Source organism: Streptococcus downei MFe28, from assembly GCF_900459175.1.
Taxonomy (GTDB): Bacteria; Bacillota; Bacilli; order Lactobacillales; family Streptococcaceae; genus Streptococcus; species Streptococcus downei.
Map to the genome: position 1 here is coordinate 1,935,522 of NZ_UHFA01000002.1, position 22,927 is coordinate 1,958,448.

A 22,927-nucleotide genomic window follows, 5' to 3' on the forward strand; every position below is an offset into this window, starting at 1 on the left:
TAAAACTGATTATATAGTTTTAATAGAACTTTGTCAAATTACGGAACCTAGTTCTCGCCACTGCTCGAACTGCATCAATATCTCTCGCCTTCGTTGAAATCAACTCACCTCGTTAAGAGCTATAGAAAAACCAAGCTCGATTGAACTTGGTCATTAGTCTCTATTTCATATTAAGAATAGACTTAAAGCTTGTCGGCTACGGCGTCCAGGAGGGCTTGGATGGCAGAAGGCTCTGAACCACCTGCCATGGCCATGTCTGGTTTACCGCCACCACGGCCACTGACGATTGGAGCCAGCTCCTTAATCAGCTTACCAGCTGGTACAGCCTTGTCCTTGCTGGCAACCAGGACATTAACCTTTTGGCCAATAGCTGCAGCCAGGACGAGAACGTCGGAGTAATCGGCTTGCTTCCACTTATCCGCAAAGGTCCGTAGGGCTCCGGCATCAGAGACTTGGACTTGGCTGGCGATATAGCGGTGGCCAGCTGCTTCCTTAACATCCTTGAAGACATCGCCTGCAGCAGCTGCAGCTGCCTTTTCTTTGAGCTCTGCTACTTCTTTTTGCAGGTCACGGTTAGCTTCATTGAGACTGGCAACCTTGGCTGGTACTTGTTCTAACTGAGGGACCTTGAGGGTAGCTGCTACCTTCTTGAGGGCATCTTCTTGCTTGCGGAAGGCTTCAAAGGCTTGCTGACCAGTCAGGGCTAGAATCCGACGGGTCCCTGAACCGATACCTTCTTCCTTGACAATCTTGAAGAGGCCAATTTCCGAGGTATTACCCAAGTGAGTACCCCCACAAAGCTCAATGGAATAGTCGCCAATCATAACCACTCGGACTTCCTTGCCATATTTTTGACCAAAGAGGGCCATAGCACCCATTTCCTTAGCGGTATCAATATCGGTTTCAATGGTCTTAACCGCTACGGCCTGCCAGATTTGCTGGTTGACTTCTTCTTCAATGCGACGGAGCTCTTGAGCAGTCACAGCTTCAAAATGGGTGAAGTCAAAGCGCAGGAATTCTTCCTCATTGAGGGAACCAGCTTGGGTAGCATGGTTGCCGATAACCTTGTGGAGGGCGGCGTGGAGGAGGTGGGTCGCCGTGTGGTTCTTTTCAACCGCATAGCGACGCTTGTGGTCAATTTCCAAGTGGTAGGTTTGACCAACTTGTAAGTCAGCCAAGAGCTCAACCTTGTGAAGGGCTTGACCATTTGGGGCCTTTTGGACATCGAGGACACGAGCTAGAACTTGGCCAGCTTTGTCCTGAATGTCACCCTTGTCAGCTACCTGACCACCCATTTCTGCATAGAAGGGGGTCTCCTTAAAGACCAGGAGGGCCTCTTGTCCCGTCTCAGCCTCTTGGACACGCTTATTATCAACGATGATGACTGAAAGGCTGGAGTCCAGAGCCTCTTTTTCATAGCTGAATGTAGACTCTTCTACGATTCCTGCTAGGGTCTCATTTTGCATCCCCATGGAACTACCCTTGACAACGGCTGCCCGAGCCCGTTCTTGCTGTTCCTTCATGGCTGCTTGGAAACCAGCATGGTCAATCTTATAGCCCTTATCCTGGGCCATTTCTTCGGTCAATTCAACCGGGAAACCATAAGTATCGTAGAGTTTGAAGATGTCCTTACCTTCTAGGGTGTCCTTGCCGTCTGCCTTGAGTTGGGCCAGGAGCTCTTCGAGGTGACCGGTACCCGCATCAATGGTTCGGGCGAAGGTTTCCTCTTCACGTTTGACAATCTTTTGGATGAAGTCTTGCTTTTCCAGAATTTCTGGGTAGTAGGATTCCATGATTTTTCCAACCGTTGGCACCAACTTGTAGAGGAAGGTTTCTTTGATGCCCAACTTGCGACCGTGCATGACTGCCCGGCGAAGGAGACGGCGGAGAACATAGCCTCGGCCTTCATTTCCTGGTAGGGCCCCATCACCGATGGCAAAGCTGAGGGCCCGAATGTGGTCAGCCACCACTTTGAAGCTCATATTGTCGCCATCGGGATCATAGGTCTTGCCAGACAGCTTTTCAACTTTGCGAATAATAGGCATGAAGAGGTCGGTTTCAAAGTTGGTCTTAGCCCCCTGCATAACGGCAGCCAGACGTTCCAGACCAGCCCCCGTATCAATGTTTTTACTTGGCAGCTCTTGGTAGTCCTTACGGTCCAATTTTGGATCCGCATTGAATTGGGAAAGAACGATGTTCCAGATTTCAATGTAGCGATCATTTTCAATATCTTCCGCCAAGAGCTTAAGACCGACATGGTCTGGGTCAAAGTCCTCACCGCGGTCAAAGAAGATTTCCGTATCAGGTCCTGAAGGGCCAGCACCGATTTCCCAGAAGTTATCCTCAATCGGCACCATGTGACTGGCCTCCATACCGCAGGCAATCCAGCGATTATAGGTATCTTTATCGTCTGGATAGTAGGTGACAAAGAGCTTATCCTTAGGCAGATCAAACCAGTCAGGACTGGTCAGGAGTTCATAGCCCCACTCAATGGCCTGATCACGGAAATAGTCCCCGATTGAGAAATTCCCCAACATTTCAAACATGGTATGGTGGCGGGCTGTTTTCCCGACATTTTCAATATCATTGGTCCGAATAGACTTCTGGGCATTGGTAATCCGGGGATTTTCAGGAGTGACAGAGCCATCAAAGTATTTCTTGAGGGTGGCAACACCAGAGTTAATCCAGAGTAGGGTTGGGTCATTGACTGGAACCAGATTAGCGGATGGTTCCACGGCATGGCCTTTGGACTTCCAGAAATCCAACCACATTTGACGAATTTGTGCTGAGCTTAGTTGTTTCATTGAAATATATTCCTCTCTGATTGTTTATAATCTTGTAGTTATATTAAGCTAAAGTCAGAACTTTCAATTTTGATACTTTCTTAAAAAGTGCGGACGCAAGCAAACGCCAAATGGCGTTTCATCACTAATTTTCGAGCCTCTGTCTCGAAAATTTCCGTTCTTAGCAACACCTACGGTTGTTGCTAAGAATACCACTTTAGCGAAAGTATCATATTATCCTTACGGCTAAATTCTAGGGGATTTGAAGCAAGATTTAGCAAAGTTAGAACTGGAAGTTGAAAGTTGTGAAGTGTTAAGAGTGTTAAAAGTTATCTAGTTAACTGAGGCAGCCGAAGCCCTTCCTTGCTGCTCTTTGACATAGTCAATGGCGATAACTAGGGAAATGACTAGATCACAGTATGCGTCATCAAAGACCTGGATATTGTAGGTAGAAGTCAATTTCAGCCACTCCTGGTCAATTCGAGCGATCGCCTGACCATTTTGATAGAGCTGGAAATTCATATCCCAGAAATTACCCTGCACCTCCATGCCTAGGTTGGCAATGGAATAGTGAGGTTTGATAAGGGTCAAATCCTTCTTGATAGTGAAAGACTGGCCATTGGCCAAGTTAACTTGGAACTTGGGCAGAAGACTAAAGAACTGCCTATCAATCTGGCCAACCAGATTACCCTGCATATCCATGATTTTAAAGGTCTTGGGAATCTTGAAGAGGCTGCCCTCAACCTGATAGCAGGGCAGGCCCAATTCATCGCTGATGGTGAACTTGCCTCCCAGCGAAAAAAGTTTTTGTTTAATTTTAAAAGTTTTCATACCAATTTTTCTACCTTTCTAGTCGGATAGGGACAGACCCCAGAATTTTCAAGCAAATGGGATCCCCCAAGTTTTCTGTTTCCCTTTTGTAATAGATCCGGTAGCTAGAAATCTTTAGGAGCTTTTCAAAGTGCTTCCTGATACTCTTCAAAAATCAAAACTATCCGTCGTTAACTCACTTTGCCGTACTTACTGAGGAAAGCAAAGCTTTCCTATTTCCAACCTCAAAGGGTCTCCCAGACCTTTTGAGCTGCCTGCAGTTCGTGCGACACCTCACAAAGTTGGTCAATTTCACCAACTTTGTGAGGTTAGTAAGGGAGTTAGGCAATCGCTATGGAGAATGCCGTTTGACATCAGTCACTTTAGTGACTTGATGTCATTGCTCCTTGCCTTGGCTAGATTGATTTTTATTGAGTATGGGGTCACCATTTAAAATCTAGCTTCAAAATGGACTTCATTATAGCCTGCGGTGATGGCCATTAGCGTTGTGGTGGCAAGGGTCAGTCAGGGTAACATCCCGATAGGCTTCATTCAAAACGTTTATCAGGTAGCTGGTTTTCAATAGATTGACAGAGGAGCCAACATAGGAAACCATCTCCTGACCGTTGAAAATCTGAAAATTCATCTTGAAGAGATTTCCTGTCAGGCCTAGGACTGAATTTCCCAACTCCAAACGAGTTCTACCCGTGACCAGCAAATCAAACTGGTAGCCATTCGCCATCAAGATGTGATAAGTCGGCTTGGCTAGGCCCTTCTTCTCTCTTTGAATTTGGGCAAGTACCTGACCTGTTTGGCTATCAATCAGCCTGTCTTCCTTACGATTGCCCTGAAAAGTACAGACAAGATTCCCAGCCTCATCCACTATTTCATAGGAGAAGGAAAGATTCTGATTGGGCCTGAAATTTGATAGTTGAATCGAGTATTGAGACATAAAGACCTCCTCTTTGGGACGATGCTCCTTAACAATCAAACGAGAAAAAAGACAAGTTCAAGAATGGGGAGGGCGAACATGGCCGCGGTACCACCTCCATTTAATGAACTTGTCATTCTTCATTGATTATGCGATTGTCTATTAACAAAGTAGCAAGCCTGAGTCCTTGGTCTGGCTCACAGCAACCGCCAGATTTCTGAAACACAAAGGTTTACTTAGGCTATTCTTTGTTACTTATTTTTTAGAACTTGAAGCTGATGTGCCATTGAGACCGTATTGACTGAAGAGTGAGCTGTAGGTCTTATCCTTGACCGTTACATTGTATTCCTTCAGAAGGTCAGAAATGACCTGAGTCTTGAAGCTAGAGTTGCTATTCTTTTGGTTAACATAGATGTCTGTCAAACGTTTCTTATAGTTCTTCCAGTCAGGATTCTTCTCATTCTTAGCAGTCACCTTGACAACGTAGTAAGAGGTTGAGTTGTCGGTTTCTTGAACCTTGATGGTATCAGACACGCCATCTTTGTCTAGCTTAAAGGCAGCCTTTTGCACATCTTCTGGTGGCAGACTACTTGACTTATTGGAATCATATTTGTCCCCAGAGTCAAAGCTGACATTTTCTTGACCATTATTATCCTTGACGATTTGGCTGAAGTCAGCCCCGTCAGCTGTCGCTTGGTCATGGAGGGAATTCGCCTTGCTTTCATCATCAGTCTTAACAAAACTGATTGTGATATCTGGATTGTAGTCCTTGTAGAGAGATTTGAGTTTCTTCTCGGTCAAATCCTTCTTAGCAGCGGTCTTCAAGGCATAGTTTTGCAACAATTGCAGACGAATCAGGTTCTTATAGCTATCTTGGGTGTAGCCATATTGGTCCAACATACTAGAGAAGTTTGAGCCTGCCTTTTGAGCTGATTCTTGGTATTGCTTGTTGACTTCATCCTGGCTGACTTTTTTACCATATTTATCTTCCAAAATGTCTGACAAAATGGTTTCCAGAAGGGCTTCCTTGGTCGCTTGATTTCCTTTTTGACGATTGTAAAGGTCAGCAACGGTGATTTCCTTGCCCTTCATACTAGCCAAAACGGTTTTCTCAGATGGACGACTATTCATATAAAGATAGGTGCCAACCCCACCGATAGCCATTGCTAAGACAAAGACAAGCAGGCTCCTAAAAATCTTGCTACCAAAGATGGTAGCCATTGAATTTGAAAAGCTGCCTTGGGTTTTCTTTTTCTTCTTTCTCTGGTCTTTTCTAGCACGTCGGTTTTTGTTTTTCACTTCATCCTGAAATGCTCGCTTATTAGCCATATTCTACTCCTTCTTGTTAGGACATTACTGTCCTTATCATTAACTTATCCATTATAACATACTTTTTTCAATCTTGCCTAGTCTGGTAGAGTGACATCTGGGACGTTTTTGCGAATCAGCAAGAGACCATCGCTAAGCGGTAGGAGGCTGGCTGTCAAATCTGGATTGTCTAAGGTAGCATCCATGAGTCTTTGTAGCCCTCGGTAAATGGTTCGCTGACCGCGTTTGACTTCCATGATTGGTTTAGCCAAATCGCCCCCTTGAAAAACATCATCAATCAGGACAAGGCCACCGACCCGAAGGCGCTCCAGAACCTGGGGTAAAAAGACAATGTACTTGGACTTGGCCGAATCCATAAAGACGAAATCATAGCTGTCCTCCAAGGTCGGTAGGATATCAAGGGCTTCCCCTTCTACTAGCTTGATTTGCTTTCGGCTATCGTAGCGTTGCAGATTTTTTCTAGCCAAAGTCAGCATTTCTTCATTGCGCTCCAGGGTTGTAATTTTCGCCTGGGGAGCATATTGAGCCATGAGCAGGGCTGAAAAGCCAATAGCTGTCCCAACTTCTAGGATGGACTTGGGTGCCAGGGTCTGCATGAGAAGACGGAAATAGGCTACCACCTCTGGCTGGATGATGGGAATATTCTCCTGACGGGCAAAGTCTGCCAACTCTCTTAAGTGCCCAACTTCCTGCTTCTGGTGGGTCCGCATATAGCTGACCACCTCTTCTCTGACCACGGGGCGGCGCATATTATGATTAGCATTTTTACTGTATGTTTGAACCATGGTCTTATGATAACAAAGGAGCCCAATTTTTGCAAAGAGCGTCAACTTTTTACAGTTTCTGTAGAAAAACCAGACCCTGCCCATGGTATAATATAGGAAACTAAAGATAATGATAGAAAGAGGACAAATCAATGAATAAAGGATTCGAAGCCTTCAAAAACACCTTATCAACCGAGAACCTAAAAGCCATCTATGACGAGACCAAAATCGAGGTAGCCGATGAAGAAACCGAAGGCACAGAGGCCTTTTCGCTAGCCTTGGCAACTCAGTATGCCGTCAATCTGGTTGAAAAATATCAAAGCTGGCTGAAAGACCATGATATGGACTAGCAATCCCTATCCGTAGAAAAACTCCATCCGAACTGAATATTTGGATGGAGTTTTCTATTGAATGAGTTAGTACATCTATAAAAATTTAACAATTTTCTACTTGCTCTAACCAGTAATAGGCAATGATAGATTAGCTTTTTTGCTACTTGAAAATTAAACAGTCTTTAAGAGTATTAATATTATCTTCAACTTCTATTCGACGAGAGCTGATATTGATTTCCGGACTTATTTCCAAATTTTCAGTAGGAAATAATTTTCTAAATTCCTAGTCATTAACTCTAAGGTTATAGTTCTTTATATCCTCAATATTCTTTGTACCAGCAAGCTGCATTACCAGTTTCAACTCACTATTTAATTTTTCAAATACTTGACGAGACCCAAAAAATGCGTACATTTGTGAAATACCTCTGTAGACTTTGCATCCTCCTCACTAGTAAAATATCTTAGTAATGTACTAGAATTATTTAGGTAGTTTGTTTGTATCAACATATTGTCACTCCCACTTAAAAGTTCTCTTTCCTATAATCAAAAATAGTAAGCTGCTAATGACTATATATAAATAAGAAATCCATCTGTACTGATAAGGAATTGCTAAAAGATCATTTCTGAACAGCAGATTAACCTGTGTTAAAGGTAAAATGCTTGATACGCACCTAGTAAAAAGAGGCATACTATCCAGTGGGAAAGTTGTGCCACTAAAAATAAGCATAATGGTAAACAAGCTTGAAGTTATAGCATGAATTGACTTAACATTTTTTATATAGGAACTGATAAAAAATGCCAAGGAAAAGAAATAAACTGATGCTATCAACAAATCTATTGTAAACAGTGTTAAGTTAATCATTAAATCTTTAGGACTGATAAGAAAAGCTAGGAGTACTTGTAAAACAATACCTGCTAAAGAGAAAATGCATAAAACAATAAAATCAGAAATAATAATCAACAAGGCCGACACTGATGTTGTTTGAAATCTCTTTAAAACTCTGTTCTCACGGTTGACTGCTAAATTAATGGTAACCCCAAGTAGCCCTGCTGCCGCTATCGTCATTCCAAGGTTCCCAGGCAAGGTACTAGATAAAACCTTTTGACCCTGTAAAATCAAAGTACTAATAAACATGATTAAAGGGAAAAAAATAATAAAACTAGCTCCCATTGGTTCACGTATAAAAGTCTTTAGTTCACATAAGGTCATTGCTTGTAGTTTTTTCATGAAGCTTCCTCCTTATGAATACGAATCTTTCCATGTGAAATCAGTAAAATCTCATCACAAATGCGGTTCACTTCTTCTTCACGATGTGAGATAAAAATAATCGTTTTTCCTTGACCTCTTAAAGTTTCTATGATAGAAAATATGTTCTCTCTTGTTTCTTTATCCAAACCATTGGTTGGTTCATCCAAAAATAGAATATCAAATTCTTGCAGGAGTGCCGTTCCAATCAATACTCGTTGTTTCTGTCCAAAAGATAAATCCCCAAATTTTTTATCAATTTGATTCTCAAGATGTAACAAATGAATGATCTCAAACATGTCCTTCTGGCCATTTCCAAGGACAGAAAATAAGGATAGACATTCTTTAACAGTTAATCTCTTGGGTAAGGCAACATCCTGTAGTACAGCACTGCACCTAGAGAAAACATAATTCTTATCTTTAGAGAAGCTAATCGGTTTATTAAATAGAGTGATGTTTCCTCGCTCCCAAGGTAGAAGTCCCAACATACAGCCGATTAAGGTTGATTTTCCTGAACCATTTTCTCCTACTAAACCGTAGACCTTCCCCTTTTCTAACGAAAGACTAATGTGATTAAGTACGGATATTTCTTTATAATTGACTGTTAAATTTTCCACGGTTATAATAATCTCTGTCATTTCTACTCCTCCTAAACTTGCTTTACAATGGGAACCCATAGTTCAATAGAAAAATCAGGAGAATTCACTTCGTAACCGGAGTATAGCTCGAAATCATAGCTGCCAGCATGCCTATATCCCTCCTGTGGCAAGAAAATCCCTAATAAGTAGCTCCAAGCTTGATGAATATTATTAGGAAGTTCTCCTCCAAGATTGACAACCGCATATTTTTCTTCTGGGATATCAATCCTATCTAAGCCCAACTTTTGTATATCAACCTCCTCAATAGAATCTGAAATCCTAAATCCTATCATATAATGAATTGTTCCCTCAGACTCTCCATGAAAAAATAAGCCATAAAGTTGATTGTTTTCAGCCCAGTCTCGCGGACATTTCATCACCAACTGATTACTTAGTTCCTTCCAAATTTCGACAGACATTTGCTCAGGACGAACATCGGCGCATATGCCAACCAAACGAAAACCCTCTTTCACCTCAATTTTTGTTTTAAATTGGCCTCCGCGGACTGTCAAAGAAAATCTTAACGGTTGGGCAATATGGAACCCCTCTCCTTTTTTCACTTCTGATGGGGAGCAACCATGAAAACTTTTAAAAGCATAGGAAAAAGCATCAGAAGATTGATAGCCATATTTCATTGCTACATCCACAACTTTGGTATGTTCTTCCTGTAATTCAATAGCTGCTGCACTTAATTTTCTAGAGCGGATATATTCTCCCAGAGGAATACCACTTAATACTGAAAAAATTCTAGAAAAAACATTATAAGAATAAGAGGTCAGTTGATAGATATCCCTTTCAGTAATTTCAGAATCTAAATGATTATCGATAAATTCCAAGGCTTTATTAAAGTTTTTAAAGTCATCCATGAGCAACCCCCTAATCTTTAATTCGTCGCTATTTTAACATAAATTAACCGCTTTCATCCTTTAATCTTTGAACTAAAAATATAGTCTCAGAATTACTTAATTATTTTAAAAAGTTAGTAAAGTATAGTAACCTGAATTAAAAGCAGGACGAAGAGGTTGTAATGGAATTATGGCAGTATATTCAGTGGATTTCATCAAAAAGTTCTCGACTATTGTGAACGAAGAGGTTGTACTACAAAAAAGCATCTCAAAAAAGTATGGCCAGCTTGCGATACTTTCCTCGAAGTATTTTTGTCTTGGCCTTGTTTCAATAGACTATATTTTGACTGAAAAATGCTTCTATTAGGAGGCTAAAAAGCCATTCTGACTTATTACCGTCCGAATGGCTTTTGAAAATTATAGTCTTGTTAATATTTTAATATCTTACCCTTCTGGTGGCATAAGGACCTTGCGGGGTTTGGTACCTTCGGCTGGGCCGATAACACCAGCTTCTTCTAGTTCTTCCATGAGGCGGGTAGCTCGGTTAAAGCCGACGGAAAGCCGTCTTTGAAGCATAGAAGCCGAGGCCTTTTGTGATTCAAGTACCAAGGCACGGGCCTCAATAAAGAGTGGGTCTCCTTCCGAATCACCACCAGCTGATCCGGAGTCACCTTCATTTTCAGAGACTTCCCCAGGGTCAAAGCTGTGGTCGTAATCGGCCTCAGCCTGATCCTTAATAAAGTCAACAATGCGCTCGACATCATCGTCAGAAATGAAGGAGCCTTGCAAGCGGACAGGGTGGTTTTCATCAATGGGCTTGAAGAGCATGTCCCCACGCCCCAGCAGTTTTTCTGCTCCATTTTCATCCAGAATGGTCCGACTGTCGGTACCCGATGAAACGGCAAAGGCAATTCGAGAAGGCACATTGGCCTTAATCAGACCGCTGATGACATCAACCGAAGGTCGTTGCGTCGCCAGAATCATGTGGATACCAGCCGCCCGAGCCTTTTGTCCCAGGCGGATGATGGCATCTTCTACTTCCTTGCTGGCCACCATCATGAGGTCAGCCAACTCATCCACAATGACTACAATCAAAGGCAGGGGAATCCTCTTCTCCTCAGAGTCAGCATTGAAGGATTCTACCTTGGCATTGTAACCAGCGATATGGCGGACACCGACATGGCTAAAGAGCTCATAGCGATTCTCCATCTCATCAACCACCTTTTGCAGGGCCTTGGCGGCCTTACGCGGATTGGTCACGACGGGGATGAGCAGGTGGGGAATATCATTGTAAACTGACAGTTCGACCATTTTAGGATCAATCATCATAAATTTAACCTGGTCAGGTCTAGCCTTCATCAGGATACTGGCAATGATGCCATTGACGGCAACGGATTTCCCTGAACCAGTCGACCCAGCCACCAGAAGGTGGGGCATACGGGCCAAATCAAAGCTACGGGCAGAGCCATTGACCGCCTTACCCAGAGGCACTTCCAAAAGCTTGTTGGCATCGGTCTTGGCCTGCTCCCAGAGCTCGCGGAAGCTGACGGTAGCAATCTCTGAGTTAGGCACTTCGATACCGACCAGAGATTTCCCAGGAATAGGCGCCTCAATCCGCACGTCCTTGGCAGCCAGAGCCAGAGCTAAATCGTCAGCCAGATTAGAAATCCGATTGACCCGCACGCCGACAGCCGGCTTGATTTCATACTTGGTGACAGAAGGGCCAATTTCAGCCCGTTCGACTGTGGCCTTGATGCCAAAGCTGGCAAAGGTTTCTTCCAAAATCTTGATGTTCTTGCGGACAATCTTCTTTTCCTTGGTCTGGTTCTTAGGCTTGTCAGGGGCGAAGAGGTCAATGGTTGGCAATTTGTAGAGCAGGTGCTGTTTAGGGGTGAAATCCACCTGCACAGGCTCATCATCGTCTTCTTGGTTCTGGGCTGGATTTGGACTGGCTGGAGCTGTCTCAGCTGGTGAGGAAGTCGGTGCCTCAACCTCATTTTCCTCGTCAGGATAATGAAAATGATAATTCTTGAAGTCTTGCTGAGAATAGCCATCCTCAGCCTCTTCTTCATCATAGCCGCCCAGAATTTCTGGCTCGGATCTCGGAGCTAATTGAGCTGGGCTGGCGGATAGGATTTCCCCTGTTTCTGGGTCAACTAGGCCATCAAAGTCTGATGGAGTTTCCCCAGCTTGAGCTTCTTCCTGATCTTCTTGTGCTTGAGCCTTAGCCTGAGCCTTGGCCTGACGCTTTTGCTCCCGACGGGATTCCATCTGCAGGCTGGTTTGGTCAATCTTGTCGCTGAGATTGCTACCAGTCTTCTTGAAGAAATTCATGACATCATAGACATCCCAAGAGCTCATGAGGTAGAGGCCCAAAATAATGAAAAGACCACCGACCAGATAGGAACCGATGTTAGAGAAGAGGAAAACAATTGGCTTATAAAGGACAGCACCAATCATGCCACCCCCTAGGAAATGGGTGACAGCCACATTTTTTAAATCGGCCGTTACTAGACGGAAGGTTCCCCCAATGATAGAGCGCTCTTTCATAACGTCCATGGAATAGAGATAGGCGTGGAAAATCAGCATGAGACCAGCCATGGCAGAGATATAGCCTGACATAAAACCCGTGTGCTTCTGCAACCACTTGCCCGCAAAGAGGTAAAAGAGGAGACCAAAGATAGCTGGGTAGGCTAGGCTACCAACCACTACCCGAACGAGATTGTAGGCGGTAATCCCAAAGACACCTAGGCGGATAATGGCGAAAAAGAGGATAAAAGCCATCAAAAAGGCGACCATCATTTTTCGAACGGCCTTTTTGTGCTCTCTTTCCTTCTTAGTTGGGCGTTTATTTTGCGCCTTCTGTTTATTGGATTTTTTACTTGCTTTTGTCGATTTCGATTTTGCCATAGTAGTCCTATTATAGCACGTTTTGCCTCATTTGATGAGGGGGATAGCTTGAAAATTAGCTAGAGTGAGCGCTTGATACTAACCTAAAGAGGAGTTAGGGACAAAAGTCCTTAACTCCTTACTTTTTTACTATCAAACATCTTGACGTTTTATTTTTTCACTTGGCTGGCTTGGCGGATAAAGTTTTGGACCTGACTTGTCTGACCTTGGTGGAGGGCTTGGACAATCTTAGAGCCAACAATGACGCCATCGGAGACCTGATTGAAACGCTCCACGTCTTCCTGACTGGAAATGCCAAAGCCTGTCAGAACTGGTAGGGAGGTCAGGTCTTTTAAGTTTTGTAAGTGCTGGTCTAGGTCTGAGCGATAGTTGCTGGCCTTACCCGTAACCCCATTGACCGCTACAGCGTAGACAAAGCCTTGGGCATCTGCTAACAATTCTTTCTGGCGCTCAGAGCCGGTTGTTAGGCTGATGAGGGGAACCAGGCAGAGGTCATGATTTTCCAGATAGGGAAGGACAAAGTCCGTATGTTCATGGGGCAAATCGGGAATAATCAGACCCTTGACAGAAGTTCCACTCAAGTCCTTGACCAATCTCTCAAGGCCATATTGGTAGATAGGATTAAAATAGGTCATGAGAACAAGGGGGATAGGGCTTGCTTGACGCTGGAGCTCCTCTACGATGGCCTCAAGATTGGTCCCCTTGGTCAGACTTCGCAGGCCTGCTTCTTCGATGATGGGGCCATCGGCAACAGGGTCGGAAAAGGGAACACCGATTTCAATAGCGGAAGCTCCAGCATCTGCTAGCAGGTTAATCGTATCAAAGAGACCGTCCAAACCTCGCTCGTGGTCCCCAGCCATGATATAGGGAATGACCAAACCCTGACCTGAAGATTTTATGGCTTGAAGATGTTTGCTTAATGTTTTTGTCATGGCTTACTTCCCTTCTTTTTCAGCTTCAAAACGTTCCTTAACTTGGATGACATCCTTGTCCCCTCGACCCGATAAACAGATAAGGAGGCTCTGGTCTGGACTCATATCCTTGGCGACCTTCTGGGCTAGGGCAATGGCATGGCTGGATTCCAAGGCAGGAATAATACCTTCCAGGCGGGACAAGAGACTAAAGGCTTCTAAGGCTTCTTGGTCTGTAATGGCCTGGTAGCTAGCCCTGCCAATTTCCTTAAAGTGGCAATGTTCAGGGCCAACACCTGGATAATCAAGGCCAGCAGAAATCGAGAAGGCCTCCATAATTTGACCGTGGCGGTCCTGAAGAACATTCATCAAGGAGCCATGCAAAACGCCCGGCCGTCCCTTGGCAAAGGTAGCTGCATGCTGGTCTGTATCCAGACCATGTCCAGCGGCCTCAGCGCCATACATGGCAACGCTAGTATCATTGACGAAGGGATAAAACATACCGATAGCGTTGGAACCACCACCGATACAGGCCATGACAGCATCGGGTAGCTGGCCACCGGAAATTTCCGCAAATTGTCGCTTAGCTTCCCTACCGATAATCGATTGGAAATCCCGAACAATTTCAGGGAAGGGGGCTGGTCCTAGGGCTGAGCCCATAATATAGTGGGTATCTTCAATATTGGTCACCCAAGCCCTAAGCGCTGCATTGACGGCATCCTTGAGCACACGCGAACCGTCCTTGACAGCCTCTACCTTAGCTCCCAGAAGCTCCATGCGGAAAACATTGAGGGACTGGCGTTTGACATCTTCTTCTCCCATGTAAATGGTGCAGTCCATATCAAAGAGGGCGGCTGCGGTGGCCGTGGCCACTCCGTGTTGACCAGCACCTGTCTCGGCAATCACCTTATTCTTGCCCATCCGACGGGCCAAAAGAACCTGCCCCAGGGCATTATTGATTTTGTGGGCCCCCGTGTGGTTGAGGTCCTCACGCTTGAGGTAAATCTTGGCCCCACCGATATGCTGGGTCAACCGTTTGGCGTAGTAAAGTGGGGTCTCACGCCCAACATAATCTTTTAAGAGGGCATCTAATTCCGCTTGAAAGCTAAGGTCTTGCTTGGCCTCTTTGTAGGCCTGATCCAACTCTAAAATAGCTGTCATCAGAGTTTCTGGTACAAATTGGCCACCGAATTTTCCGTAAAATCCCTTGGCATCAGGTTGCTGATAAGTCATCGTTTCACACTTTCTATAAATACTTTTATCTTTCTTAAATCCTTGTGTCCATTTGTTTCCACGCCCGAGGAGACATCGACGGCATAGGGCTCAAATGTCTTAATAGCTTGGGCGACATTCTGGCTAGTTAGCCCGCCAGCAATAAAGAAGGGCTGTTTAATCTGGCTAGTGTCTAAACTTTGCCAGTCAAAGGTCTGGCCGGAGCCTGCTAAGGGGGCATCAAAGAGGAGGTGGGCTGCTTGGCTCGAGAGACTAGCCGGCTCTTGAGAGATATTTATAGCCCGAATTACGGGCACTGATACCTGAGGAATCAGGTCTTCTGCAAATTCGCCATGAATCTGAACCAAGTCCAGGGGAATCTGAGCGATAGCCTCCTCCAACTTAGCCAGGCTGGGGCTGACAAAGACACCAACGGCCTGAGTGGAGGCAGGGAGATCCTTGGCTAGATTATGGGCCTGAGCCAAGCTGACCTGCCTGGGACTTTTGGCAAGGACAAAACCAATGAAATCTGCCCCAGACTTGACTGCGGTCGCAACCGCCTCTGGACTAGATAGTCCACATATTTTAACCTTTGTCAACACGCAACTCCTTTAACTTCTGGGCCGGGTCAGCAGCCGTCATCAGGGCTGTACCCACTAGAATACCATCAAAGTAGGGGGCGATTCTGGAAACATCTTGGCCACTTTGGATGGCAGATTCGGAAATGTAGACGGGCTCCTCATGGAAATGGTCGGCCAGATCCAGACTGGTTTGCAGGTCGGTTTTAAAGGTGACCAGATTACGGTTATTGACCCCAATAATCTTGGCACCTAGGGCATGGGCAACCGCTAATTCGCCAGCATTGTGGGTTTCAACCAGGACTTCTAGTCCCAGACCAGTCGCATACTGATAGAGCTCCTGTAAGCGTTCCCTAGTCAGAGCCGCCACAATCAAGAGGATGACTGTTGCTCCAGCATTGCGAGCCCGAACAATCTGCTTCTCATCAATGATAAAATCCTTGGCCAGGGTTGGAATGCTGACCTGACTGGAAATCTGACGGAGATAATCAATCTTCCCCTTGAAAAAGTGCTCATCGGTTAAAACCGAAATCATGGCGGCACCGGCTACCTTATAGGCCTTGGCCTGGGAAACGATATCCACCCCTAAATTAATATCCCCCAAACTGGGGCTGGCCTTCTTGACCTCAGCAATGACCTGCATTTGCTGGCTGTGGCTTTTGAGGTAGTCGTAAAAGGAATAAGTCTGACGTAAGCTGCCCAACTTCTCTAATTCCATGGCAGAAACTTCTTTTGCCTTTTGCTCTAAAATTTTTGGAAGAAAGGTTTGACTCATACTTGCACCTCCTGTAGGGCTCTTAGTTTGGCTAGGGCCTGACCCGAAGCTAATAACTGACGGGCTAGGTCGACACCAGCCTGCAAACTGTCTACCTTCCCGTTAGCATAGAAACCTAGACCTGCGTTGAGAATCGTTGTTTCCAGAAAAGGACTGGGTTCATTTTTTAGGACACTCAGTAAGATTTGAGCATTTTCTTTGGCATCGCCTCCCCTGATTTCCTCTAAGCTTACCTTGGCTAACCCTAAATCCTTATAGGAAAAACGATGCTGGCTCAGCTGACCATTCTCTAAGAGGGTGTAGGTATTCTCGCCATAAAGGGCTGCTTCATCCATTTGGTCGGGACCTGTGACAACAATGGCCCGCTTGCGACCTAGGGCCCTCATAGCTTCAGCCGCAACTTCTTGCAGGTCCTCCCGATAGATGCCCATCAACTGACTCTCCAAGTCCACAGGATTGGCTAGGGGACCAACCAGATTCATAATAGTCGGAATTCCTAGAGCCTGTCTGGCAGGGCCGATGAAACGCATGGCTGGATGGACCGATTGGGCAAAGATGAAGGCCAGACTCACCTCCTTAAGGGCATGCTCTAGCTTCTCAGGTTCAGCAGAAATGTTGATGCCTAGGGCTTCCAAAACATCAGCAGAGCCTGATTTTGACGATACCGAACGATTGCCAGCCTTGGCGATAGGGATGCCTCCAGCCGCTAGCACAAAGGAGGCTGTCGTTGAGACATTGAAGGTAAAGGATTGATCGCCCCCTGTGCCACAGTTACACATGAGACCTTGGGGAAGATTCTCAAAAGTCTGGGCGTGAGAGCGTAGGGCCCTGACCACACCTGCAATCTCCTCAGCGGTTTCTCCCTTCATTTTTAAGCCCAAAAGCAGGGCTGAAATCTGACTTTCTGAGATCTGCCCCTGTAAAATTTGATCAAAGATGGCTTCCATCTCCTCAGCAGTTAAATCCTTACGTGCAACTAATTTATTAAAGACTTCTTTCATATTTTTCACCTCATCATTAGCGGGCTAAACCCTTTCCTTTACTAACTTAACAAAATTCTCCAACATCTTTAGACCGCTGGGAGAGCCAATACTCTCAGGATGGAACTGCAAGCCAAAAATGGGAAGCTGACGGTGCTGGATGGCCATAATTTCTTGGTCATCCTTGGACCTAGCTGTCACCTGGAACTCCTGGGACAGGTCTTCAACCACGATGGAATGGTAACGCATGACTTCTATCCCATTTTCCAGCCCCCTAAAGATTGGTGATGGGCTGGCCAAGTCCAGACAGGACTGCTTGCCATGCATGACTCTCTTGGCTAGATCGAGCCTGCCACCAAAACTTTCAGCAATGGCCTGATGGCCTAGACAGATACCTAAAATAGGTTTTTGACTGGCAAAATCCTTAATTAGGTCCTCCATTTGGCCAGCCTCGGCTGGCCAACCAGGTCCTGGGGAGAGAACCAGGGCATCAGCTTTCTGGGCTAGTTCAAATAGATTTGGAGCATCATTTCGTACAACCTGAACCTGACTAAAGCTTCCCAGATATTGTAGGAGGTTATAAGTAAAGGAATCATAATTATCAACTAATAAAATCATCAAGCTTCTCCTATCTTGGTCATGGCCTTGGCCTTGTTAAGGGTTTCATAAAATTCATTTTCTGCAAGGCTGTCGTAAACAATGCCAGCCCCTGCCTGAACATAGGCCTTTTGATTTTTGAGAATCATAGTCCGAATGGCAATGGCAAAATCCATATCGCCGGTCGCCGACAGGTAGCCGATAGCTCCTGCATAGACGCCGCGCTTTTCCTTCTCTAGCTCATAAATCCTTTGCATGGCCCGAATTTTGGGAGCTCCGGAAACGGTACCGGCTGGCAAGGTTGATTTCAAGGCATCTATAGCTGCCAAATCCGGCCTAAGCTGTCCTTGCACTAGGCTGGTCAGATGCATGACATAGCGGAAATGTTCAACTTCCATATACTTGGTCAGTAGAACACTGCCGGTCTGGGCAATCCTGCCAATATCATTGCGACCCAGGTCAACCAACATCCGGTGCTCAGCCGTTTCTTTAACATCTGTGCTGAGGTCTTGAGCCAATTGTTGGTCTTCAGCTTCATCTTTACCTCTAGGTCTTGTGCCAGCTATGGGATTGGTCACCACACGGTCTCCCTTGACAGAGACTAGGCTTTCAGGACTGGCTCCGATGATTTGGTAGTCACCAAAGTCGTAAAAATAGAGGTAATTTGAAGGGTTGGTTACCCGCAGATTGCGGTAGTAATCTAATGGGTCGCCAGAAAAATCACTTGAGAAGCGTTGGCTAAGCACACATTGGAACATGTCTCCCTGGCGAATCAAACTCTTAGCCTTATTCACCATGGCCTCAAAGGCCTCTTTTTCTAGATGGTTTTGAAAGTCCAGAGGCCGTAATTCCTGAGGGCTAAATTCATTTGGAGCTTGGGTTTGTAAATCCTTAACCACCTGTCCAAGAGCCTGGCGGGCCTTATCATTATCCCGCCCACTATAAATCCTATCTTCCACAACATAGACCTTCTCTTTTTTATGGTCAAAAATCAGGTAGGACTCATAGATGAAAAAGTGCATATCCGGCGTTCCTATGGTGTCTTGGGGAATTTGACCCAGGTCTTCATAGAGGCCAATCATATCATAGCCAACAAAACCGATAGCTCCGCCAGCAAAAGGTAGGTCTGACTTAGCAGCCTCCTTACCTCTTGTGGTCAATTGACTGAGATAATCCAAGGGATCCACTCCATCAAGAATTTGCTGATTCTTATAGAGCTTACCATCCTGATAGGACAATTCAAAAACAGGGTTATAGGCGACGATTGAAAAACGGGCATTCTCTTTTTCTCGGGGAATGGATTCCAGAATGACCTTGTGCTCACCTTGCACCCGCATATAGGCTAAAATTGGTGTCAAGGTATCGGCATTTAAAATCTTTTGCATGGTATTTCCTTTCTAAACTATCTCATCAGTCTTTTGAAGATTTTATGGACTGTTTTCGTGATCAAGACTCACCTTGTTCGTTAACTTTGCTCTCTAATAGAATAAAAGCCTCTATCATTGACCGCCATACAGCTTCAGCAAGGTCTGGCGATAAGTTCACTTCCGCTGCTTGATTGCGACGTTCACGGATTATCTGAGCAACACGATCAGGCGCAGCAACCGCTGCAGCATCCTGACGAGGTTTTAAACGGCCTGCCGCCTCAACCAATTTTTGACGCTCGGCTAATAATCTAACCATCTTCTGGTCTAAAAGGTCTATTTCCTGGCGAACTTCAGCTAATGTTTGTGCCATAGCTTCCTCCTTAAAAAACGGCTGCTTAATTATTGAATTTTTGTTTGGAAAACATCTACGACTCGCTACGAGAAGCCCTAGGGGGCCTTCTCTGCTCACTGCATTAGTATTAGGAAAAAGTTATCGTCGAACTTTTTCTCTCAACGTCCACGGGAACCTACGGAAAATCCTAGAGGACTTTTCCTACTTCCCGCATTAGTAAGTCATCATAATTATTATCGAATTATGATGACTTACGTCAAAAAACCTCGCACAGAAAAAAACATCTGTGCGAGGGCGTCAGATTTGTAACGCGGTGCCACCTCAATTTAACGATTATTACAATCGTCATCTCTGGCTCCTCTAGCAAGGAGCTGCACGGTAAGGAGTGCTGACCTGAATTTTTATATCTTAAAATTCAACAATTTGAATTGGAATCTACGACTCGCTGCGAGAAACTAACGGAAAATCCTAGAGGACTTTTCCTACTTCCCGCATTAGTAAGTCATTATAATTATTATCGAATTATGATGACTTACATCAAAAAACCTCGCACAGAAAAAAACATCTGTGCGAGGGCGTCAGATTTGTAACGCGGTGCCACCTCAACTTAACGATTATCAATAATCGTCATCTCTAACTCCTCTAACAAGGAATTGCACGGTAAGGGGTGCCAACCTGAAAACTATGTCTTATTTCCAATTGATAAGAATCAGCCCAATTTCCTTCGCCGCCGCTACTTGTTCGCAGTCACCACAAGCTCCCTGAAAACTTAAGAGAAGTACTTTCTGATTTAGTTCATATTTTAACGCCATTATTTTTAGATGTCAAGAATTTTTTGAACTTTTTGAAAAATTTTCCTTCAACTAGGTTTTCCGCCTACCTACTTCAAGCTTTATTCTGGTTAGGAAGGATGAAATGACTTTTCCAAATAAAAAAACAGAACTTAGTTTGGGACTGAATTCCGTTGATTTATACTCTTTGAAAATCAAAATTTTCCGTCACTAACTCACCTTGCCATACTCCAGTACTGCCTGCAGTTCTCCGTCTCAACTAATTTCGATTTTCATTAAGTATTAGCGCTAGTTTCTCAGACTTCTTCCACCTTCAAGAAACCTAGAATCTTGTCTACAAATTTAGTATTTTCCTGTACCCATTAACGGAGCCTGAGCTCAATCTTCCTTTTTTCAGGAATTAAGAGGCCTTCCAAATGATTGAAGAGCAAGACTAGCCAGGTGAAGGCCAGGATAAAGGCTGACATTTCAAAGGCTGTTAAAGAAAGATAGTGAACCTCTTGAAAGCCGAACTGCAGTCCGACCAAGACACCACCGATAGCAAAGGAGGTCAAGAGCAGGTCCTTGGTCACCTTGGGCAAGAGGACCGGAACGCTGATAATCAAGGCGATGATGATATAAACCAGATAACCTGCAAACTTGGTATGCAGGCTATGATAAGTAGCATCATTGGGAAAGTAACCAACGGCTGCCAAATCCAGACCTAGGAGGGTCAAAAGGATTCTTAAGCTGGTCAACCGCCAACTTTTGCCGTACTTCTGTCTGAGAGCCACAAAGGTATAATCCACCAGGGCAATCAGGACTAGTGCCGCCAAAATCAAGGTGAGGTTGAACTGCCAGCTATTGGCCGCCCGTTTGGTTCCTAGAAAGCTGAGGTTAAACTGCCACCAGTGACGGTTACTATTGGTGGCCATGGCTAGCAGAACCCCGCTAATCATAATCACCGTAAAAACACTAGTCAGCCAGGTCGCCCGAATTCGCTCGGCCATCTGCCCCCAAACAATAATCACCGCATTAAGGCTGACCCCAAAAATCAAGGCAGCGGTAAATTTATCAAAGGAAGCTCCCTTAAAAATCTGACTGAGTAGCCAAGAAAAGCCCAAGAGGACCAGTAGCAGGATAACTGAGAAGGCTAGGACAATGACAGGTAGATTTCGCCAGAAAACCATATTTTCATTGCCAGCTAGGAAGATGCGACGATTTTTAATAAATGTAGCCGTAAAAAAGAGAATTCCCAGACCACCCCCAAAGGCCAGCAAAAAGGTGATGATGGAATAGTCACCTGACAAGGGAACCTGATGCAAGTGCTGGAGCCAACTTGCTAGATAAAAAATCAAGGCAGCAAGAGAGCTAGCCCCCAGATAGTGCCAGAAGGGGAGAGACTTGGGGCTGAGTTCATCCTGCTTATGGAGGACCAAGCGATCGGCGTAAAGCTCTGCCTTGACCGTCTCCCCCTCCTGCAAGTCCAGCTGGTCAAGAATTTCTTGATTGAGTTCTAATGCTTTTGTCATAGCTTCATTATAGTAAAGAATTTAGAGATTGTAAAAAAGATAATCAGAGAAATCCTGCAAGGCCGAGATTATACGAAATTGGGAGGGGGACCCTAAGAACCAGTCCTCATTTTATACCTCCAAGTAGGTTTGACAAAAAGTCGCTGCATCTAGTGGATTGATGGCAGATGCCTTTCTTATACTATTTAAAAATCAAAATCAGAAAGTTATCCAATCTCTCCGAACGATGCTTTTCAGAGTGAAACGGTCTAATCCCTGAATTACTTCTTGCAGTTGGTCAATCACTGCCTCTAATGTTTTAAACGCACGATTCTTAAAGCCACGCTTTCTTATCTCAGCCCAAACTTGTTCAATCGGATTCATTTCAGGGGTATAGGGCGGTATAAAGGCAAAACCAATATTATTAGGAACTTCTAAAGTTTTAGACTTATGCCAAATGGCATTGTCCATGACTAAAAGAATGTACCCATCTGGGTGAGCACAACTCAGCTGTTTTAGAAATTCATTCATCCATTCAGTATTACAGCCACCTGCAATAATAAAGAAAGACTCACCAGTATGAGCATCAACCGCTCCATAACAATAACGGTACTCTCGGATATAGTGGCTAGCAACGTGAGGCCGATAACCTTTAGGGGCCCAACATGCCCCTAGTTTACTGATACGGCCAAATCCCGCCTCATCTTGATACATCAGACGGACTTTTCGATACCGACGACTGTGTTTAAAGCGCTTTCTAGTCTTCCTGAATAGAGATTTTATTTTTAGACGCTTCAATAGTTTGGGCGTCTGCCTTCTTAGGATGTTCGGGACGAGGAGTTGCTTTACGCCAGCCATGCCTCTTTAATAAGGCATAGAAGTCTTCACGCGTTGTTGGGTGGCCAACTTCAGCTTGGTAGGCCTCAAACAGTTTTTGAACCGTTACATGTTCGCCTTGAACAGCACTGTCGAGGTGTTTTTTGAGGAAAGCTTCTTCCTCCTCAATCGTCATGTAAGAGCGTCTGCGACCGCCTCTATTTCAGTAATTAGGGCTGATAAGCCTTCTTTCTCATACATTTTGACAAGGCGCCAAACAGTATCGTGAGGTAAATCAAGAAGCTCTTTGATTTCTTTGTAAGTCTTCTTTTGAGCACGAAAATAGACGGCTTGGATACGGCGATGGAAACGTGATAGAGAGCTATCTTTTTGAGCTTGTTTGAGTTCGGATAACATTTTTTGGGTAAATTTCATAACTACTATTATAATTCAGTCTTTGTTTCTTGTTA

19 protein-coding genes and 1 pseudogene are annotated in these 22,927 nt (G+C 44.8%); 1 reads left to right on the top strand and 19 read right to left on the bottom strand.

What is annotated here, in order from left to right:
* Positions 1-182: 182 nt before the first annotated feature.
* From alaS to DYE66_RS09285, 5 genes are all read right to left on the bottom strand, one after another.
* Positions 183-2,804 (bottom strand): alanine--tRNA ligase, encoded by a 2,622-nt coding sequence (alaS, locus tag DYE66_RS09265; RefSeq protein ID WP_002996596.1) that lies wholly within the window; start codon positions 2,802-2,804, stop codon positions 183-185.
* A gap of 312 nt (positions 2,805-3,116) precedes the next feature.
* A complete protein-coding gene (locus DYE66_RS09270) occupies positions 3,117-3,614 on the bottom strand; it encodes an LURP-one-related/scramblase family protein (protein WP_002997128.1) in 498 nt (165 codons plus the stop codon).
* Positions 3,615-4,071: 457 nt separating this feature from the next.
* Positions 4,072-4,545 (bottom strand): LURP-one-related/scramblase family protein, encoded by a 474-nt coding sequence (locus DYE66_RS09275; protein WP_002996484.1) that lies wholly within the window; start codon positions 4,543-4,545, stop codon positions 4,072-4,074.
* Positions 4,546-4,779: 234 nt separating this feature from the next.
* Positions 4,780-5,853: a peptidyl-prolyl cis-trans isomerase gene (locus tag DYE66_RS09280; RefSeq protein ID WP_002996737.1), complete on the bottom strand. Its 1,074-nt coding sequence runs from the start codon at positions 5,851-5,853 to the stop codon at positions 4,780-4,782.
* A 77-nt stretch (positions 5,854-5,930) separates the two neighbouring features.
* A complete protein-coding gene (locus DYE66_RS09285) occupies positions 5,931-6,638 on the bottom strand; it encodes an O-methyltransferase (protein WP_044123747.1) in 708 nt (235 codons plus the stop codon).
* Positions 6,639-6,769: 131 nt separating this feature from the next.
* Here DYE66_RS09285 and DYE66_RS09290 point away from each other — a divergent pair, with 131 nt between their 5' ends.
* Positions 6,770-6,967: a hypothetical protein gene (locus tag DYE66_RS09290; RefSeq protein ID WP_002997249.1), complete on the top strand. Its 198-nt coding sequence runs from the start codon at positions 6,770-6,772 to the stop codon at positions 6,965-6,967.
* Between the two features lie 493 nt (positions 6,968-7,460).
* Here DYE66_RS09290 and DYE66_RS09295 read toward each other — a convergent pair whose 3' ends face one another.
* From DYE66_RS09295 to DYE66_RS09360, 14 genes and pseudogenes are all read right to left on the bottom strand, one after another.
* A complete protein-coding gene (locus DYE66_RS09295) occupies positions 7,461-8,177 on the bottom strand; it encodes an ABC transporter permease (RefSeq protein ID WP_019770509.1) in 717 nt (238 codons plus the stop codon).
* Positions 8,174-8,833: an ABC transporter ATP-binding protein gene (locus DYE66_RS09300; RefSeq protein ID WP_002996815.1), complete on the bottom strand. Its 660-nt coding sequence runs from the start codon at positions 8,831-8,833 to the stop codon at positions 8,174-8,176. Before DYE66_RS09300 ends, DYE66_RS09295 begins: the two co-directional genes overlap by 4 nt.
* An 11-nt stretch (positions 8,834-8,844) precedes the next feature.
* Positions 8,845-9,699, bottom strand: a complete 855-nt coding sequence (locus tag DYE66_RS09305; protein ID WP_002996555.1) for an AraC family transcriptional regulator — start codon at positions 9,697-9,699, stop codon at positions 8,845-8,847.
* Between the two features lie 423 nt (positions 9,700-10,122).
* On the bottom strand, positions 10,123-12,588 hold the full coding sequence (locus tag DYE66_RS09310) for a DNA translocase FtsK (RefSeq protein WP_115325137.1): 2,466 nt from the start codon (positions 12,586-12,588) through the stop codon (positions 10,123-10,125).
* Between the two features lie 149 nt (positions 12,589-12,737).
* Positions 12,738-13,520 carry a tryptophan synthase subunit alpha gene (gene trpA / locus DYE66_RS09315; protein ID WP_002997156.1) on the bottom strand — a complete coding sequence of 261 codons (783 nt, stop codon included), beginning with the start codon at positions 13,518-13,520 and terminating at the stop codon, positions 12,738-12,740.
* 3 nt (positions 13,521-13,523) lie between these two features.
* A complete protein-coding gene (gene trpB, locus DYE66_RS09320; RefSeq protein WP_002996826.1) occupies positions 13,524-14,732 on the bottom strand; it encodes a tryptophan synthase subunit beta in 1,209 nt (402 codons plus the stop codon).
* Complete coding sequence (locus DYE66_RS09325) at positions 14,729-15,310, bottom strand: phosphoribosylanthranilate isomerase (RefSeq protein WP_002996630.1); 582 nt, start codon at positions 15,308-15,310, stop codon at positions 14,729-14,731. Before DYE66_RS09325 ends, trpB begins: the two co-directional genes overlap by 4 nt.
* Positions 15,297-16,064 (bottom strand): indole-3-glycerol phosphate synthase TrpC, encoded by a 768-nt coding sequence (trpC, locus tag DYE66_RS09330; RefSeq protein WP_002997373.1) that lies wholly within the window; start codon positions 16,062-16,064, stop codon positions 15,297-15,299. Before trpC ends, DYE66_RS09325 begins: the two co-directional genes overlap by 14 nt.
* On the bottom strand, positions 16,061-17,065 hold the full coding sequence (gene trpD, locus DYE66_RS11065) for an anthranilate phosphoribosyltransferase (RefSeq protein ID WP_115325138.1): 1,005 nt from the start codon (positions 17,063-17,065) through the stop codon (positions 16,061-16,063). The genes trpC and trpD overlap by 4 nt, the downstream gene beginning before the upstream one ends.
* 24 nt (positions 17,066-17,089) lie before the next feature.
* Positions 17,090-17,662: an aminodeoxychorismate/anthranilate synthase component II gene (locus DYE66_RS11070; protein WP_002996711.1), complete on the bottom strand. Its 573-nt coding sequence runs from the start codon at positions 17,660-17,662 to the stop codon at positions 17,090-17,092.
* Positions 17,662-19,026, bottom strand: coding sequence for an anthranilate synthase component I (gene trpE / locus DYE66_RS09345; RefSeq protein WP_002996533.1), 1,365 nt, complete (start codon positions 19,024-19,026; stop codon positions 17,662-17,664). The genes DYE66_RS11070 and trpE overlap by 1 nt, the downstream gene beginning before the upstream one ends.
* Before the next feature lie 61 nt (positions 19,027-19,087).
* A complete protein-coding gene (locus DYE66_RS09350; protein ID WP_002997036.1) occupies positions 19,088-19,378 on the bottom strand; it encodes a chorismate mutase in 291 nt (96 codons plus the stop codon).
* 1,135 nt (positions 19,379-20,513) lie between these two features.
* The gene (locus DYE66_RS09355; protein WP_002996783.1) at positions 20,514-21,662 is read right to left on the bottom strand and encodes a hypothetical protein; all 1,149 of its coding nucleotides are present in this window, start codon (positions 21,660-21,662) and stop codon (positions 20,514-20,516) included.
* Between the two features lie 198 nt (positions 21,663-21,860).
* Positions 21,861-22,892, bottom strand: a pseudogene (locus tag DYE66_RS09360) (IS630 family transposase).
* Between the last annotated feature and the right edge of the window lie 35 nt (positions 22,893-22,927).